Annotated in this window: 15 protein-coding genes, 2 tRNA genes, 1 rRNA gene and 1 pseudogene; 13 read left to right on the forward strand and 6 right to left on the reverse strand. The window is 37.5% G+C overall.

Annotated features, from left to right (window positions below; all coding sequences use genetic code 11):
- The 7 genes from rrf to tsaD all read left to right on the forward strand — a co-directional run.
- Positions 1-95: ribosomal RNA gene (gene rrf, locus J2S17_RS28060) — 5S ribosomal RNA — on the forward strand; the annotation flags it as partial.
- Positions 96-268: 173 nt separating this feature from the next.
- Positions 269-342: transfer RNA gene (locus J2S17_RS28065), tRNA-Met, on the forward strand.
- A gap of 4 nt (positions 343-346) precedes the next feature.
- Positions 347-423 (forward strand) — tRNA-Asp (locus J2S17_RS28070).
- Between the two features lie 708 nt (positions 424-1,131).
- Positions 1,132-1,587: a tRNA (adenosine(37)-N6)-threonylcarbamoyltransferase complex ATPase subunit type 1 TsaE gene (gene tsaE / locus J2S17_RS28075; RefSeq protein ID WP_307480513.1), complete on the forward strand. Its 456-nt coding sequence runs from the start codon at positions 1,132-1,134 to the stop codon at positions 1,585-1,587.
- Positions 1,584-2,288 carry a tRNA (adenosine(37)-N6)-threonylcarbamoyltransferase complex dimerization subunit type 1 TsaB gene (tsaB, locus tag J2S17_RS28080; RefSeq protein ID WP_307480516.1) on the forward strand — a complete coding sequence of 235 codons (705 nt, stop codon included), beginning with the start codon at positions 1,584-1,586 and terminating at the stop codon, positions 2,286-2,288. The genes tsaE and tsaB overlap by 4 nt, the downstream gene beginning before the upstream one ends.
- A gap of 19 nt (positions 2,289-2,307) precedes the next feature.
- On the forward strand, positions 2,308-2,757 hold the full coding sequence (gene rimI / locus J2S17_RS28085) for a ribosomal protein S18-alanine N-acetyltransferase (RefSeq protein ID WP_307480520.1): 450 nt from the start codon (positions 2,308-2,310) through the stop codon (positions 2,755-2,757).
- On the forward strand, positions 2,757-3,785 hold the full coding sequence (gene tsaD, locus J2S17_RS28090; protein ID WP_307480522.1) for a tRNA (adenosine(37)-N6)-threonylcarbamoyltransferase complex transferase subunit TsaD: 1,029 nt from the start codon (positions 2,757-2,759) through the stop codon (positions 3,783-3,785). Before rimI ends, tsaD begins: the two co-directional genes overlap by 1 nt.
- Positions 3,786-4,086: 301 nt before the next feature.
- Here the strand turns inward: tsaD and J2S17_RS28095 are convergent, their stop codons facing one another.
- Entirely contained in the window at positions 4,087-6,012 is a 1,926-nt protein-coding gene (locus J2S17_RS28095) for an ABC-F family ATP-binding cassette domain-containing protein (protein ID WP_307480523.1), read from the reverse strand.
- A gap of 160 nt (positions 6,013-6,172) precedes the next feature.
- Here J2S17_RS28095 and moaC point away from each other — a divergent pair, with 160 nt between their 5' ends.
- Complete coding sequence (moaC, locus tag J2S17_RS28100) at positions 6,173-6,655, forward strand: cyclic pyranopterin monophosphate synthase MoaC (RefSeq protein WP_307480526.1); 483 nt, start codon at positions 6,173-6,175, stop codon at positions 6,653-6,655.
- A gap of 33 nt (positions 6,656-6,688) precedes the next feature.
- A complete protein-coding gene (locus J2S17_RS28105; RefSeq protein WP_307480528.1) occupies positions 6,689-7,333 on the forward strand; it encodes a redox-sensing transcriptional repressor Rex in 645 nt (214 codons plus the stop codon).
- Positions 7,334-7,361: 28 nt separating this feature from the next.
- On the opposite strand, the gene J2S17_RS28110 is transcribed toward J2S17_RS28105, so the two are convergent.
- On the reverse strand, positions 7,362-7,568 hold the full coding sequence (locus J2S17_RS28110) for a DUF4305 domain-containing protein (protein WP_307480531.1): 207 nt from the start codon (positions 7,566-7,568) through the stop codon (positions 7,362-7,364).
- Entirely contained in the window at positions 7,565-8,296 is a 732-nt protein-coding gene (locus J2S17_RS28115) for a CPBP family intramembrane glutamic endopeptidase (protein ID WP_307480533.1), read from the reverse strand. Before J2S17_RS28115 ends, J2S17_RS28110 begins: the two co-directional genes overlap by 4 nt.
- Positions 8,297-8,568: 272 nt before the next feature.
- Between J2S17_RS28115 and groES the strand changes: the two genes are divergently transcribed.
- Positions 8,569-8,853 (forward strand): co-chaperone GroES, encoded by a 285-nt coding sequence (groES, locus tag J2S17_RS28120; protein WP_307480536.1) that lies wholly within the window; start codon positions 8,569-8,571, stop codon positions 8,851-8,853.
- A 61-nt stretch (positions 8,854-8,914) separates the two neighbouring features.
- Entirely contained in the window at positions 8,915-10,546 is a 1,632-nt protein-coding gene (groL, locus tag J2S17_RS28125; RefSeq protein ID WP_307480538.1) for a chaperonin GroEL, read from the forward strand.
- 83 nt (positions 10,547-10,629) lie between these two features.
- Here the strand turns inward: groL and J2S17_RS29115 are convergent.
- Positions 10,630-11,844, reverse strand: a pseudogene (locus tag J2S17_RS29115) (site-specific integrase).
- A gap of 230 nt (positions 11,845-12,074) precedes the next feature.
- Between J2S17_RS29115 and J2S17_RS28140 the strand changes: the two are divergent.
- Complete coding sequence (locus tag J2S17_RS28140) at positions 12,075-12,287, forward strand: hypothetical protein (protein WP_307480545.1); 213 nt, start codon at positions 12,075-12,077, stop codon at positions 12,285-12,287.
- A 124-nt stretch (positions 12,288-12,411) separates the two neighbouring features.
- Here the strand turns inward: J2S17_RS28140 and J2S17_RS28145 are convergent, their stop codons facing one another.
- Together J2S17_RS28145 and J2S17_RS28150 are read right to left on the reverse strand one after the other, a co-directional pair.
- Positions 12,412-13,614 (reverse strand): site-specific integrase, encoded by a 1,203-nt coding sequence (locus J2S17_RS28145; protein WP_307480548.1) that lies wholly within the window; start codon positions 13,612-13,614, stop codon positions 12,412-12,414.
- Between the two features lie 92 nt (positions 13,615-13,706).
- Positions 13,707-13,949, reverse strand: a complete 243-nt coding sequence (locus J2S17_RS28150; protein ID WP_307480551.1) for a helix-turn-helix domain-containing protein — start codon at positions 13,947-13,949, stop codon at positions 13,707-13,709.
- Between the two features lie 872 nt (positions 13,950-14,821).
- Between J2S17_RS28150 and J2S17_RS28155 the strand changes: the two genes are divergently transcribed.
- A complete protein-coding gene (locus J2S17_RS28155; protein WP_307480553.1) occupies positions 14,822-16,558 on the forward strand; it encodes a retron Ec67 family RNA-directed DNA polymerase/endonuclease in 1,737 nt (578 codons plus the stop codon).
- Positions 16,559-17,023: the final 465 nt, after the last annotated feature.

The following is a 17,023-nucleotide window of genomic DNA, read 5'->3' on the forward strand; positions in this document are numbered from 1 at the left end:
TCACACCCGTTCCCATACCGAACACGGAAGTTAAGCTTCTCAGCGCCGATGGTAGTTAGGGGCTGTCCCCTTGTGAGAGTAGGACGTTGCCGGGCTGTGTTATTGAAAAATAGCATAAATATTATTGTCGCGGGGTGGAGCAACAAGCCAATCATCAAAGAATAGGCTGCGAGTTGTTTCGACGCATCAGCTTCCTTGGATTACTTGAAGAGGAAGAAACAGTAATGCTATGCATGGAGCATAGAAAAAACTCCATAAATACTATTGTCGCGGGGTGGAGCAGTCCGGTAGCTCGTCGGGCTCATAACCCGAAGGTCGCAGGTTCAAATCCTGCCCCCGCAATCTTGGTCCGGTAGTTCAGTTGGTTAGAATGCCTGCCTGTCACGCAGGAGGTCGCGGGTTCGAGTCCCGTCCGGACCGCCATTTTCATATTTAAGTCAATTAACAGTTCGAAACAGATGTTTCGGCTTTTTTTGTGTTTAGAAAAGGTCTAATCATTATATTTTAACGTGAGATATGCAACGTGAGTGGTAAACTAATTATCCATATAACTTTTATAAAGCAGAATCAGTTTTTTAACAATACTTTTTAGATTAATTATAAAAGGCTGTTTTCGTATACCTTGTTGCTTTTTACAATAGTCGTTGGTTTCCTCTCCGAGAGCTCGCTTTCCGCGGGCGGTGATTCTCCTCGTCCGCTTCACTCCTGCGGGGTCTCACCTGTCCGCTGCTCCCGCAGGAGTCTCGCACATCCGCTCCAATCAACTTTGTTATCAATGGTTTGTCTTATCAAAACCTTTGAATAACAACAATCTTTAAGAAAAGAGCCTTATTAAAAGTTCACAAAATAAAAATGAAAAGATAATTAGCCATTCGCAAATCAGAAAACCTAAGAAAAAACTATTAGAATGACCCGCTCTACAATCACAGATATTGGCCTTTTTTGCCGAAAGCAAAAAAATCATGTAAACTACAAATAGAATATATGCTTAAGATGATTTATGATTTTTAAGGGTTTTGTTAATTGTATCTGTTGGCCCCACTATCAATTTAGTGATGGTCTTTTTCATAAAAAAGGTAACCCAAGATAAAGGGCAATACCTAGCATTCATTTAATGTAGGTGATGATATTATGAGTAATTTAGAATTTATCTTTATCAGTCCAGAAGAGACGATGGCGTTTTCTAAAAGGCTGGGAGAGTTGATGGAGCCTGGGTGTGTCATTGTGCTTGAAGGCGATTTAGGCGCTGGGAAAACGACTTTTACAAAAGGACTTGCGCTGGGTCTTGATATAAGCAAAACGGTGAACAGTCCAACATTCACGATTATTAAAGAATATAAAGGAAGAATCCCTTTATATCACATGGATGTTTATCGGGTGGAAGATTCCTTTGAGGATCTTGGATTTGATGAATACTTTGAAGGTGAAGGGGTCACGATTGTAGAATGGGCCCATCTAATAGAAGAACAGCTGCCGGATGAGCGCTTAGAGGTATTTATTTATCACAAAAGTGAGAATGAAAGACGAATACAATTGGAGCCAAAAGGTGAAAGATATGTATCGATTTGTAAGGAGCTATTAAAATGAAGATATTGGCGATTGATACCTCCAATTATGTGTTAGGGATTGCTTTAATTGATGACGAGCATGTAATCGGCGAATATATAACGAATGTCAAAAAGAATCACTCTGTTCGAGTAATGCCTGCGATTGAAACATTGATGAAAGATTGTGATGTTCAACCAGGTGATTTAGAGAAAATTGTTGTTGCTGAAGGTCCTGGGTCTTATACGGGCGTAAGAATAGGTGTTACGATCGCTAAGACGTTAGCATGGACATTGAATATCCCATTGACAGGTGTATCCAGCTTAGCTGTGTTATCTGCTTCTGCAGGACATTATTTTGACGGCTTGATATCCCCGTTGTTTGATGCGAGGAGAGGGCAGATATATACAGGTTTATATAAGTATGATCATGATAAGCTGATTGTGGATAAGCCAGATCAGCTTCTGCTGTCAAAGGATTGGGCTATTCAATTAGCTGCTCAACAGGAAAGAGTCCTGTTTGTAGGCAATGATCTGCCTATTCACCAGGCTGTTCTTAAGGAGACTTTAGGAGACAAGGCAGTGTTTGCGAACATCACACAACAAAATCCACGTCCAGCCGAGCTTGCATTCTTAGGAAGAGACAAGGAAGCAGAAGATATTCATTCCTTTGTACCGAACTATATTCGTTTAGCTGAGGCAGAGTCCAAGTGGCTGGAAGCAAATAAAGGAAAGAATGTTTAATATGAAGGAAGCTGTAGGAATGAACGAGTCCATTACTTTTCGATTGATGAAGGAACAAGATATTGATGATGTACTAAGGGTGGAGCAGGAATCCTTTACGGTTCCGTGGAGCAGGGAAGCTTTTTTAAGTGAAATAACTAAAAATCAGTTTGCTGTTTATCTTGTGATTGAGGACGCTGGCAGGGTTATAGGCTATAGTGGGACATGGGTTGTTACGGATGAAGCACATATCACCAATGTGGCAATCTTGCCTAGTTACCGTGGTCGTAAGCTTGGTGAAGCGATGATGAGGAAGCTGATGGAGGCTGCATCAGAGCTTGGGGCAAAAACAATGACGCTTGAGGTCAGGGTATCTAACCATGTAGCACGTGGACTTTACAGTAAATTAGGTTTTCAAGATGGCAGCATTCGGAAAAATTATTATACCGATAATCAAGAGGATGCGTTAATTATGTGGGTGAATTTATAATGGAAAAAAATCAATGGATTATGGGCATTGAAACAAGCTGTGACGAAACAGCAGTAGCAATTGTCAAAAATGGTACGGAGATTGCAGCCAATGTGGTTGCATCGCAAATTGAAAGTCATAAAAGATTTGGTGGGGTGGTACCTGAAATCGCCTCGAGACACCATGTAGAGCAAATGACGATCGTGCTTGAAGAAGCTTTAAGCCAAGCTGGAATCACAATGAAAGATGTATCTGCTATTAGTGTGACAGAAGGCCCGGGACTTGTAGGGGCATTGCTCGTAGGGGTGAATGCGGCAAAAGCGATCTCATTTGCGCATGACATTCCGCTAGTTGGCGTTCATCATATTGCAGGCCATATTTATGCGAATCGACTAGTTTCAGAAATGGCATTTCCTTTAATGTCCCTTGTGGTTTCTGGAGGGCATACAGAGCTTGTGTACATGAAAGAGCATGGACACTTTGAAGTGATCGGCGAGACGCGAGATGATGCTGCTGGGGAGGCATATGATAAAGTAGCAAGAACGCTGAGCCTTCCATATCCAGGGGGTCCTCATATTGATCGGTTAGCACAATCTGGGACACCTTCGATTAAGCTTCCAAGAGCATGGCTTGAAGAAGGATCATATGATTTTAGTTTTAGCGGTCTAAAATCTGCAGTTATCAACACTGTCCACAATGCTGAACAACGCGGTGAATCCATTGCTCCAGAAGATTTGGCGGCAAGCTTTCAGGATAGTGTAATCGATGTTTTGGTGACAAAGACGATTAGAGCAGTTGATGAATATCATGTGAAGCAAGTGCTGCTTGCGGGCGGTGTGGCAGCAAATAAAGGCCTTCGTACCGCTTTAGAAGCAGCATTTGGGGAGAAGGATGGGATAGATTTAGTCATTCCTCCATTAAATCTATGCACAGACAACGCTGCGATGATCGCAGCAGCAGGGACCATTCTCTTCAATAAAGGTGTTCGTTCCAATCTTGCACTAAACGCAAATCCGGGATTGGACATAACTATCCACAATGGAGAATAACTTGAAAAGCCTTTTACACTGTAAAGGGCTTTTTTGGTTGAAAGAAGTTGGTTCTATCACCCTTGGGGATAAAGAACAACTTCAGCAGGTTTTGTTCATTGTATTTTTAAGTTTGTGTAGAATTTGTCTTAAGTTTGTGGATAAAGTTAAAATTTTCAGAAGGTTTTGTGGATAATTGGGATAAAAATTGTGGATTATGTGGAAAAGTATTTGTAAACCAGTGATAATTTGATTCTTATTGTGAATAAAATTGTGGATAAAAAAACCGAGAACAGTTTGTTCCCGGTTTTTTTTTAGTTATTTACACCTTATCCCCAAGTTCAGTCCATTCTTCTAAAAGATGGTCAAGCTTGGCTTTCGTTTCATTATTTTTAGTTGTAATTTCGAGTACTTTTTCATGATCCTGAAAGATATTAGGATCACATAGCTGTGCTTCATATCTTTCTATCGTGCTCTCAAGCTCTTCAATGTGTAACTCGATTTCTTCCATTCGGCGCTTGTGTTTTCTCTCAAGCTTCTTTGCTTCTTTATCAAGCTGGTAGCCTTGTTTCTCCTGCTTTGGCGTATGGATTTGTATTTGGTCGGCTGATTCAAGCGCTTCGATTTCTTCTTGTTCCATTTTTTTATCCACATAATAATCGTAATCGCCTAGATACTCTGTTGCTCCTGTTGTTGATAACTCAATGACCTTCGTGGTAATTCTATTAATGAAGTAACGGTCATGTGAGACAAATAATAATGTCCCTGGATAATCAATTAAGGCATTTTCTAAAATCTCCTTGCTATCTAAATCAAGATGGTTGGTTGGTTCGTCTAAGATCAGGACGTTTGCTTTTTCCATCATTAATTTGGCAAGAGCGAGCCTGGCCTTCTCACCACCACTTAATGTAGAGACTACTTTCTGTACATCATCGCCGGAGAATAAAAAGTTACCAAGGACCGTGCGAATATCCTTTTCAGGTAAAAGAGGATAATCATCCCATAGCTCACTTAGCACTTGTTTATTAGAAGTCAGCTCGGCTTGCTGCTGGTCATAGTAACCGATCGTAACATTGGAACCAAATCCAAAATCGCCAGCGATGGCAGGCAGCTTGTCCACTAGCGTTTTTAATAGCGTCGACTTGCCGATTCCGTTTGGACCAACGAGTGCGATGCTATCTCCTCTTGAAATGCGGAAGGAGATATTTTCTGATACCTTTTCATTTTCATAGCCGACAGCTAATGAGCGAATAGTAAGAACGTCATTTCCTGATTGCCTCTCAATTTTAAAGCCAAAGGATGCAGACTTTTCATCACCCATCGGCCGATCCATTCTTTCAATTTTTTCGAGCTGTTTTCTGCGGCTCTGTGCTCTCTTTGTTGTGGAGGCACGGGCGAGATTACGTTGAACAAAGTCTTCAAGTTTTGCGATTTCTTCCTGCTGTTTTTCAAATTGCTTCATTTCTCGTTCATAGTTTGCTGCCTTTTGATCAAGATAAGCACTATAGTTGCCCGTGAACCGCTTGATTAGCTTGCGGGATATTTCATAAACTTGATTCACCACTTTATCCAGGAAGTAGCGGTCATGGGAAACAATCAAGATGGCACCGTCATACCCTTGCAAATATTGCTCCAGCCAAGATAATGTCTCGATATCCAAATGGTTCGTCGGCTCATCCAATATTAATAGGTCAGGTTTTCGCAATAATAGTTTTGCTAATGCTAAGCGTGTCTTTTGCCCGCCGCTTAACGTTGCTATTTGTGTGTCATAGCTAAAGGAATGAAAGTTTAAACCGTGCAGGACAGAGCGGATATCTGCTTCATATTGATAACCGCCTTGTTCTTTAAAGTTCACTTGTAATTGGTCATAGTTTTTTAATATGCGCTCATATTCCTGTGGATGATTTGTAATTTTGGGATCACCCATTTTTTCTTCAAGGGTTCTTAGTTCTGTTTCCTGCTGACGTAAATGATTGAAAACAGTGAGCATCTCATCCCAAATGGACAAGCTTGATTCAAGTCCTGTATTTTGCGCAAGATAGCCAATTTGAGTTTCCTTTGGCTTTATGATCTCGCCGGAATCATAAGACATCTGTCCGGCTATGATTTTAAGAAGCGTGGATTTACCTGCTCCGTTACGTCCAACAAGTGCAATCCTGTCCCTTGTTTGTACTTCTAGTTTAATATTCGTTAAAATAGGGTCAGCTCCGAAATTTTTCGACAGCTGATTCACCTGTAATAAAATCATCTTTCTCACCTCAATATATAGAGATAGTGTAACCTATTCACATTGTGTTCGGCAATAAAGCGGAACGGATGGAAAGATGAGAGGATAGTTAAGAATACGTAAAAACTGTTCACACATATGTATGAAAATAGTGTATCATTTTGATGTGAGGTGTTATTTAATGGCAGAATTAACCCATTTTAATCAAGAAGGCAGAGCAAAGATGGTTGATATTAGTGATAAGCCGGAAACCGCTCGCACAGCGATTGCTCATACAAGCATTCAGGTGAGTCCAGAAATATATGATAAAATATCCTCCAATTCAATGAAAAAAGGTGATGTGCTTGCAGTAGCACAGGTAGCTGGAATTATGGCCTGTAAAAAGACCGCCGATATTATTCCTATGTGCCACCCTATTCCATTGACAGGCGTGGATATATCTTTTTCATGGGAAAAAACAGACGATACTTATACGTTGATGATCGATTGCATTGCAAAAACGAAAGGTCATACAGGTGTGGAAATGGAAGCGCTGACAGCTGCCTCTGTTACAGCCTTAACGATTTATGATATGTGCAAGGCAGTGGATAAAGGCATGATCATTGGCCAGACATACTTAGTAGAAAAAACCGGTGGAAAAAACGGGGATTTTAAAAGGGAATAATTCCTGTGAAATCCTTAGAATGGAGATGGGAAAATGTCCAATGAAACGGTGAAAATCCCCCAAGCTACGGCCAAAAGATTGCCTTTGTATTATCGTTTTTTAAAAAATTTGCATGCCTCGGGCAAGCAGAGGGTTTCCTCAGCAGAACTAAGCGAAGCGGTAAAGGTGGATTCTGCGACGATTCGCAGAGATTTTTCCTACTTTGGCGCTCTAGGTAAAAAAGGCTATGGCTATAATGTGAATTACCTTCTCTCCTTTTTTCGCAAAACACTAGATCAAGATGAGGTAACAAAGGTTGCATTAATTGGTGTAGGAAACTTAGGCACCGCCTTTTTAAACTATAATTTTTTAAAAAATAATAATACAAAGATAGAAGTAGCTTTTGATGTTCTGGAAGATAAGGTCGGCACTAAAATAGGTGAAGTCCCTGTCTTTCATATGGATGATTTGGAAAAGGTAATTGAGGAAAATAATATACAAGTGGCGATCTTAACTGTACCAGCTTCAGTTGCCCAAACAATCACAGATAAAATCACCCAAGGACCAGTGAAAGGGATTTTGAACTTTACGCCAGCAAGGCTCACTGTACCTTCCAGTATTCGTGTTCACCATATTGATCTTGCTGTTGAATTGCAATCATTAATCTACTTTTTAAAACATTATCCTTCTAAAATGTAAAAAAATGAAGGCTCAGTAAGCTGAGCCTTCATTTTTTTTGTTGCAGCTTTTTAATTTTAAAGTGAAAAGCGATCATCCTTATTCCTCCACCGATATCAAACGTAGCTAAAATCAATAGAAGATAGGTGAAGAATCCCCAATCTGCACCATTTTGCAGATTGAAAATCGCAAAATAAGTAAGCAGGAAACCCAAAATGAGATAGATAATGCCTGTAATCAAAGGCGTTCTGCTCATAATAATCCTCCAATAATCACTTGTAAGTTTTCCATTTCAATTAACCATTTCTCAATACGCTCCATGTTTAATTGCATGATGACTACAAATGTGTTCATTGCAACATGGGCAAAGATTGGAACAATAATTCGGTTGGTCTTTACGTATAGAAAGGCAAAGGTAAAGCCCATTGCAGCATAAAGTATAAGATGTTCGATTTCGCCATGAGCTAAAGAAAAAATGAGAGAACTAATCAAAGCAGATAGAAAGAAGTTCAATCGTTTATGCAAGGAACCGAAAATGATTTTCCTAAAGATAATTTCCTCTAGGATTGGTCCGATGATTGAAACGACTAAAATAACTATAGCTGATGTCTCAATGAATCCCATGATTTGCTGGGTGTTTTCTGAACCCATTTCAATTCCGAGCATCATCTCAATATTTGCGGCTACGGACTGTGCGATGAAGGCAAGGAAGATCCCTCCGATTGCCCATGCAACCGACGTGCTAACAGGCGCTTTATCTTTGGAGAATCTATCCGTTTTCATCTCATTTCTCAGAAGTAATAAAGTAATGAGAATGGTAATGGAAAAGCTGATAATAATCCAAAGTGGAGCGGCCATCACGCGTGTTTCCTGAACTTCCCAACCTAATAGGTCTCCCATAAAAAAGATAATCGGTATGCCCACTAAGCCTGAAAGCTGCATTGCTATATAAACAATTAGTATAAACCAATACTCTTTTTTCAAATAAATGTCTCCTTATCCACTAGAGAATGTACACTAAAGTTCATTTTACTAATAAATCACCTACAGTTACAAATAGTTCATCTGAAAAAGGCTTAAATTGAATAAAAAAAAGCATCGGAGTATAGAATGGAAGGGTTCACTTAAATTTTTAAAGGAAATTAGAGGTTGATGCTTGCAAATATTAATCAGATTTATTAATATTATAGTTGTGTTAGCACTCAAGTGAAGAGAGTGCTAATAAAAATACATAATTATTGAGGAGGTTGTTTCACTTGTTGAAGCCACTAGGTGATCGAATTATTATCGAGCTTGTTGAAACCGAAGAAAAAACTGCTAGCGGTATCGTACTGCCGGACAGTGCTAAAGAAAAGCCTCAAGAGGGTAAAGTTGTAGCTGTAGGTACTGGCCGTGTTCTTGAAAATGGGGAACGTGTTGCACTAGAAGTTGCAGACGGCGACCTTATTATCTTCTCAAAATATGCTGGAACAGAAGTAAAGTATGAAGGTAATGAATATTTAATTTTACGTGAAAACGACATTCTTGCTGTCATCGGTTAATTTTCGACAGTTCTATATTAATAAAAAGATACTTTTACAAAAATAGAGGAGGTTTTTACAAATGGCTAAAGAGATTAAATTTAGTGAAGAAGCACGCCGTTCGATGCTTCGTGGAGTAGATACTCTTGCAGATGCAGTAAAGGTTACTCTTGGACCAAAAGGACGCAACGTGGTTCTTGAGAAAAAATTCGGTTCTCCATTGATTACAAATGATGGTGTAACAATCGCGAAAGAAATCGAATTAGAAGATGCATTCGAAAACATGGGTGCTAAACTTGTAGCTGAAGTAGCAAGCAAAACAAACGATGTAGCTGGTGATGGTACAACAACTGCAACTGTACTTGCGCAAGCAATGATCCGTGAAGGCCTTAAAAACGTAACAGCTGGTGCAAACCCAATGGGTATCCGCAAAGGAATCGAAAAAGCGGTTATTACTGCTGTTGAAGAATTAAAAGCAATTTCTAAACCAATCGAAGGCAAAGAGTCTATTGCACAAGTTGCTGCAATCTCAGCTGCTGATGAAGAAGTAGGAAAATTGATTGCAGAAGCAATGGAACGTGTAGGCAACGACGGCGTAATCACGATCGAAGAGTCTAAAGGCTTCACAACTGAAATGGACGTTGTAGAAGGTATGCAATTCGACCGTGGATACAGCTCAGCATACATGGTTACTGATACAGACAAAATGGAAGCTGTATTAGAAAATCCATACATCCTGATCACTGACAAAAAAATCGCCAGCATTCAAGAAGTACTTCCTGTTCTTGAGCAAGTGGTTCAACAAGGCAAGCCATTATTGCTTATCGCTGAAGATGTTGAAGGTGAAGCACTTTCTACATTAGTAGTAAACAAACTACGCGGTACTTTCAATGCAGTAGCTGTTAAAGCTCCTGGATTCGGTGACCGTCGTAAAGCAATGCTTGAAGACATCGCGATCTTAACTGGCGGTGAAGTAATTACTGAAGAACTAGGTCGTGAACTTAAAGCGGCAACAATTGATTCTTTAGGACGCGCTTCTAAAGTGGTTGTTACAAAAGAGAACACAACAATTGTTGAAGGTGCAGGGGATGGCAACCAAATTTCTGGACGCGTAAACCAAATCCGCAAACAAATGGACGAAACTACTTCTGAGTTCGACCGTGAAAAATTACAAGAGCGCCTAGCTAAATTAGCTGGTGGTGTGGCAGTTGTTAAAGTTGGAGCTGCAACTGAAACTGAATTGAAAGAACGCAAACTTCGCATAGAAGATGCCCTAAACTCTACACGTGCTGCTGTAGAAGAAGGTATGGTATCTGGCGGAGGAGTTGCACTTCTTAACGTATATAACAAAGTAGCAGAATTACAAGAAGAAGGCGATATTGCAACTGGAATCAACATTGTATTACGTGCAATGGAAGAACCAGTTCGCACAATCGCACACAACGCTGGCCTTGAAGGATCAATTATCGTTGACCGCCTAAAACGCGAAGAAATCGGTGTTGGTTTCAACGCTGCAACTGGCGAATGGGTAAACATGATCGAAGCTGGTATCGTTGACCCAACTAAAGTTACTCGTTCAGCACTTCAAAACGCTGGATCAGTTGCTGCTATGTTCCTAACAACAGAAGCAGTCGTAGCTGACAAACCAGAACCTGCTGGTGCCCCTGCAATGCCTGACATGGGCGGCATGGGTGGAATGGGCGGCATGATGTAATAACGCCCTGGAACCCTTGGTATGACTGGGTTTTGGAGTAAGATGAGAGTGGAATGCTAACATTTTGCTAACATAGAGGTAAATTAACGGAGGCTTCTCATGAGTTCAGCGAACTTTTGAGAGGCTTCTTTTTTCATGTCTTGGGTGACGTGGAGATATACATTTTTCGTAATTTGATCGTCAGTATGACCGAGACGGTCCATGATTTGTTCGAGTGACACACGAGCCTCGGCAAGAAGTGATGTATGGGTGTGTCTTAAACTATGCGGTGTTAAATCCTGATTTAAGCCTGCAATAGCAAGCAGCCTTTTCATTCGATCTCGAGCGTTTTTAATCACGATAGGATAACCGTAGTGTCTTTCCATTTTGGCGAAAATAAAATCTTGGTTATAGTAAGCATCACCTAACCGATTAATCACCCCCTCTTGAACTTTTTTATGCTCTTTCAAGGTATGGATGACATCTTCGTCCACAATGATTTTTCTTCGTGATTTCCGCGTTTTTGGTGTCACCAGTTGATACTCCTGTGCATTATTTTTTGGATTGTAATACGTTTTCGTGATGCTGATCGTGTGGTTTACGAAATCGACGTCCTTCCACTTGAGCGCCACTAATTCACCCACTCGAATTCCTGTATAGGAAAGAACCAGGTACATCAAGTAATCGTGTTCCAAACCACGTTCCTTGGCTGTTTTTAAAAACAGAGCCAGCTCTTCTTTTTCTAAATACTTAGGCAGTTCTTCCTCTTCAAGCTGTTCAATGGTTTTCTTATCCTTTTTGACATAAGCAAATTCGGTGGGATCTTTTTTGATTAGCTCCATTTCTAATGCTTTTCGAAATATCATTCTTCCCGTACGATTTATTCCCTCACGTGTACTATCAGAATATCCTTATTCTTTTAAATCGTTTAACGCCTCTTGGTATTTTTTTACAGAAACGTCTTTCAATTTTAGTCGAGCAAAGTATGGCAGCAGCTTATTGATTTCATGAAGTCTAACACGGATTGTACCGGGTTTTACATCTTTTGCTTCACTGTAAATAGGTAGCCACTCTGTTGCAAAATTACTAAAGGTCTGATGGGTCTCCTCTACATACAATTCTACGTTTAGCTCGTGAATGAGTGTAGAAGCAGCAGTTTCTACTTCTAGCCTAGTGGCAAAACCGTTTTTAGTCTTTTGTTTTCTTTTACCCGTAATAGGATCTATGCCAATATCGATGATAAAAGCCCATTTAGATCCGCAGATACATTTTTTCTTCTTTTTGCAGGTGCAACCTCTCCTGTAAACATGTCCTCTCATTTCATGAATGACCTCGCTGTCTTAGTCGTTTTGTTACAAATATTCATTATTCCCACTTTGAAAGTGAATAACCATTTTAGAAAGTGTCCTTTATAAAACCAAATTTATAAAATGACTATGTTAAACTGATAGCTACTGGAGAACCTATATGCGTACGTTAATTAGTACGTATAATTGATGCTATGGAAGGCTAGAAAAAAGCATATACATTCAAGTAGGGGAGAATAAAAATGAACTTTATTTATTTCAATGATACTGGAAGAATGGTGTCAATACACCCAGCTACTTTCTCACATGGTTGTACTGGGTCAAGAGAACCTATTCAACATTTGGAGGAAAGACTATTCGAGTTACCAGAAGGGACGTTTCCTTGGGTTAAGATGTGGGATTATGGGGAAGCGGGGCTTGGCATATTAGTATCACCTATGAGAGAAGGTGAATAAATTAAGCTTCTAGCATTACTATAGATTAACTAGATCTGAGGGATGTGTAACTGATGAATAAGATATATCAATACTGTTATATTCCTTGAAAGCGACTGCTATCTCGCTTTCAAGGAGTGGGTCATCAGCTTTGCAATAACTTGCTAAATTTATCGGAAGTTGCTCTTTTCACTTCATTCGTTACATGGAGATATACCTTTCTAGTCGTCTCTGCGTTACAATGACCTAAGCGAATCATGATTTCTTCGAGAGTCGCTCCAGCTTGAGCTAGGAGTGAAGTATGCGTATGACGAAGTGAATGTGGGGTAAGTTCTGTATTTACCCCCCCTAATTTTAATAGTCTGGTCATTCTATTTTGAATTAGCTTTAATAAAATAGGGTAACTTGGATAACGATTAATATTAGCAAATATGAAACCCTCATCACGGTAGGAATTACCGTAACAAGTAATTACTTTTTCTTGCACTTTTTTATGCTCTCTAAGTTTTTCAATCACTAGTTCAGCAACTGGAATTTTACGCCTAGATTTATGTGTTTTTGGAGGAATTAGTTTATAAGTAATGGTATTGTTTTTTTTGTTGTAGTAGGTTTTAGTAATGCTAATAGTATGATTAATAATATCTATATCCTTCCATTTCAGCGAAACTAGTTCTCCTACACGCATACCAGTATAGGCCAGTATAGTAAAGATAAGGTCATCCATATATAGCCTTTTTTCTTGAATAGTATCTATAAAAAGTAGAAGTTCATCTTTTTCAAAGAAATTTGGAACTTCTTCTCCATCATCAATAATTGTTTTTTGGTCCTTTTTAATAAAGGCATATGTTGTTGGATTTTCATTTAGTATTTTTTCACTTTTAGCAAAATTAAAGATCATTTTTCCTGTAGTATGAATCCCTTCTAACGTACTTCCAGATAAGTGTTGACTCTTTAAGTCATTCAGCGCTTCTTGATAGGAATCTTTTGTAACATCTTTTACCTTCTGAAAAGCAAAGTAAGGCATTAATTTATTTATACTATACTGTCTATTGTCTATAGATCCCGGCTTGGGGGCATTTCTATCAATATAATAGGTTAACCAGTCTTGAGTAAAATCTTTAAACTGAATCTCCGCGTTTTCAATGGAAACGCCATTTTTGATTTTTGCTAAATATACTTCGGCAGCTATTTGAGCTTCATGTTCGGTTTTGAAACCTCCTTTAGTTTTTTGTTTTCTCTTCCCGTTTTTGGGGTTAATCCCTACATCAATAACATAAGTCCACTTTTTATTACACTTGCAATTTCCCGAATCACATGTGCAACCTCTTTTGAAAAAATGACCTTCCAATTTACTAACCTCACTATCATTTATATTTTATTATTGTATTTATGCTTTAATAAGCTAGGTAAACCAAACTGAATAATTACCTGCTCTCTTTACTAGTTCAATGATGCTTTACTTACTTTTTTCTCTTTTTGCTGCATAATCCATTGTTTAAGATCTACTTTATCAACTCTTTTAGATAGTCCAATCTCAAAGTTTGGAATTCCGCCTTGGTCATTATGAATTTGGAATAACTCATAAACCCTTCTTCTAGATATACCAAGATATTGTGCTATATGAATGGCAGTTAAAGTATCAGGGAGTGACTCCCAAGTTGTATAATTTTTTTTGTTGTCCATAATAAGAATTCCTCCATTTTACATTTGTTTTTAATTAATAAATTGTTGTAATGAAATAACCGGTTAAATTCTGAAACATTATAGCTTCGTATTTTGGTCGTTTTAAGTAGTTTTTTTAAAAAAATATTTTTTTTCGTAGAGATTTAAAAAGCTGGTAGGTCTTCTATAAGGAAAGAAAAGATTTAGGCCATGCAAAGTGATGTAATGTACAATGTGTCTGACTTATTTAGAGACTTGTTTGCTGAAAAATAAGACACTGTTAAAGAATAGTGTTGAAATGTAGTAACTTTCCAAACGTTGCCATGATAAGAACAAAAATTCGTAGTGGGGTTCCAAGATAAGTAAGGCGTCTAAAGCAAAAAATATAACATTAAAGAGTTTATATTGTCTTCATTTGTATTTGAAAAACGTATCGCTGTTTTCGTTTATCGTAATTTGCTATTTTAGTGGTTATTTAACTATCAGGTAGATGTGTTTTTAAAAAATAATTCAAAAATAGAAAGCAACGTAATATATAACGATTATCCAATTGATCCTGATTTAGAGTTATTGGAGTCTTTGCTACGTTGTAATGTTCTGACATATTTATTTTTTCTTTTAGGGTTTTGCTTCTGCTTCCACATCTAACTTCTTACTTCGTATAGGATCCAAGATTCATATTGTAAATTTATATAAGTTTTTTTAAAAATTAGTGTATAATATTATATACGTGTGGCTAGATTTTTTTCACTTGTGTTTCGCAAGTGTTGACAAAAATGGTGGGAACATTAGCTTCTCCTATTCTTATTATTTACCATGTTGGTATGTTTTTCGATGTATTCGATCTTCAGCGCATAATGAGTAGCCACACGTTTATTTATGGGGAGTTTTATATGAGGGAATTTGACGAAATAAAAACACGAAATGAACTTGCAGATTTTCTGAATGTTCTTAGGAAACAACTTAGTTACATATTGTATGTAAAAGGCATAAATAATTTATACACTTCGTTTGAAATACCTAAGAAAAATGGTGGCGTTCGCGAAATTAATGCTCCGTTAGAAGAACTTAAAGTCATTCAAAGACAACTTGCAGAAGCTTTGTATAAGCATATGAAAAAGAAATGGAAGAAAAAAAATAATATCTCTCATGGATTTGAAAAAGACAAGAGCATTATAACAAACGCAAGAATTCACCGGAATAAAAGGCTTGTTTTGAATATTGATTTAGAGAACTTTTTTGAAAGTATTCATTTTGGTCGTGTCAGAGGTTTTTTTATTAAGAATAATAATTTCTTATTATCTATTGAAGTAGCCACAGTTATAGCACAAATATCATGTTATGAAGGAAAACTACCTCAAGGAGCTTCAAGTTCTCCAATCATCTCGAACTTAATTTGTGAGATACTTGACCACAGATTATTGAAAATCGCAAAAAAATATAAGTTGGACTATACTCGTTATGCAGATGACCTAACATTTTCAACTAATGATAAAAAATTCCTAGTTTTACAAACGGAATTTTATAAAGAAATATCTAAAGAGATAATACGAGCTGGATTTAAAATTAATGAAAAGAAGAATAGGTTGCAACTTAGGGATTCCAGACAGGTGGTAACTGGACTTGTTGTTAATAAGAAAATAAACGTAAATAGAATATATTACAAAGAGACTAGAGCAATGGCTCATCAACTTTTTAAACAAGGAAGTTTCGAGATCAATGGTGAACCCGCCACCCTTAATCAATTAGAAGGAAGATTTGCATTTATAAATCAACTAACTTGGTACAATAACAAAGTAGATGGTGTCAAACATCATTTTAATAATTTAAGTTCGAGAGAACTTCAATATCAAAAGTTTCTATTTTATAAATACTTTTTTGCTAATCCTAAGCCACTAATTGTGACGGAAGGTAAAACGGATATTGTTTATTTAAAGTCAGCTTTAAAAAATCTCTACAACGAATATCCTCATTTAATTACTAAAAATAGTGATGGAACATTTGAGTTTAAAGTATCCTTTTTAAAGAAAACAAAGAGATTAGCATACTTTCTGGGAATTTATCAGGATGGTGGCAGTGCACTAAATAATATATATAATTTCTTTGATTCTAAGATATTCACTTCTTTTAAAAAGTTAAGCAAGGGCTTACCAATAAATCCCGTAATTTTAATGTTCGATAATGAGATTAAGAGTGGGAAGAATAAACCTATAGGTAAATTTCTTAACCATGCAGGGCTTGGTGATGAAAAAAGGGGAATTTTAGAAAATGAATACATGGTTGATATTATTGACAACTTATACCTCTTAACTGTACCTCTAATTGGTGGGAAGTCAGAATGTGATATAGAAGACTTATTTGAAGAAATTACCCTTTCACGTAAAATTGATGGAAGAAAATTTTCAAAAAAAGATAATTATGATATCTCGAAATACTATGGCAAAGAAATTTTCTCTAAGGTTATTTTAAATAACTATTCCGATATTAACTTTAATGAATTTAGATCGGTTTTAGACAACATAAACAATATAATAGACATATACACCAAGGGGCTTGTAAATACAGGGCATGATTTAGAAGCGAAAAATATAAACAAGAGTAGTGCGGACAAAGTGCTTTTAGAAATTTAAAACATTAATAATATTTTGGCACTATATTTGTAGTGAGATTTATCAATACTTAAAAACACGAATCTAATTTTATGTCGCCAACGGGTCAACATTCATATAATAAATAATACTATCTTAAACAATAAGGTGCGTTAGCTGATGATTAGAGTTGTCTTTAAGGCAGCTCTTTTCTTATGGAACTACGGGTAGGTTAGTTCCATAAGAAAATATTTAAGATGGGGAACCTCAACAAATGAAGGTTCCCCTAATTACTATATAAAAATCAACATTAAAATTAACAGAGCCAAAAATAAAATAACTAATTTACTACCTGTTGAACTTCATCTCATTTAGATAAATGATGAATAAGCAATTTAAATTTAAGAGCAAAGGGGCTGTCTCAAAAGCCCTTTTTTAAAGAAAAACCACGAGACGTGATGAAAGGTCTCGTGGTTTTTGCGTATTTTAGACGAATATATATCTTTC

The organism is Cytobacillus purgationiresistens, from assembly GCF_030813235.1.
GTDB lineage: Bacteria > Bacillota > Bacilli > Bacillales > Cytobacillaceae > Cytobacillus > Cytobacillus purgationiresistens.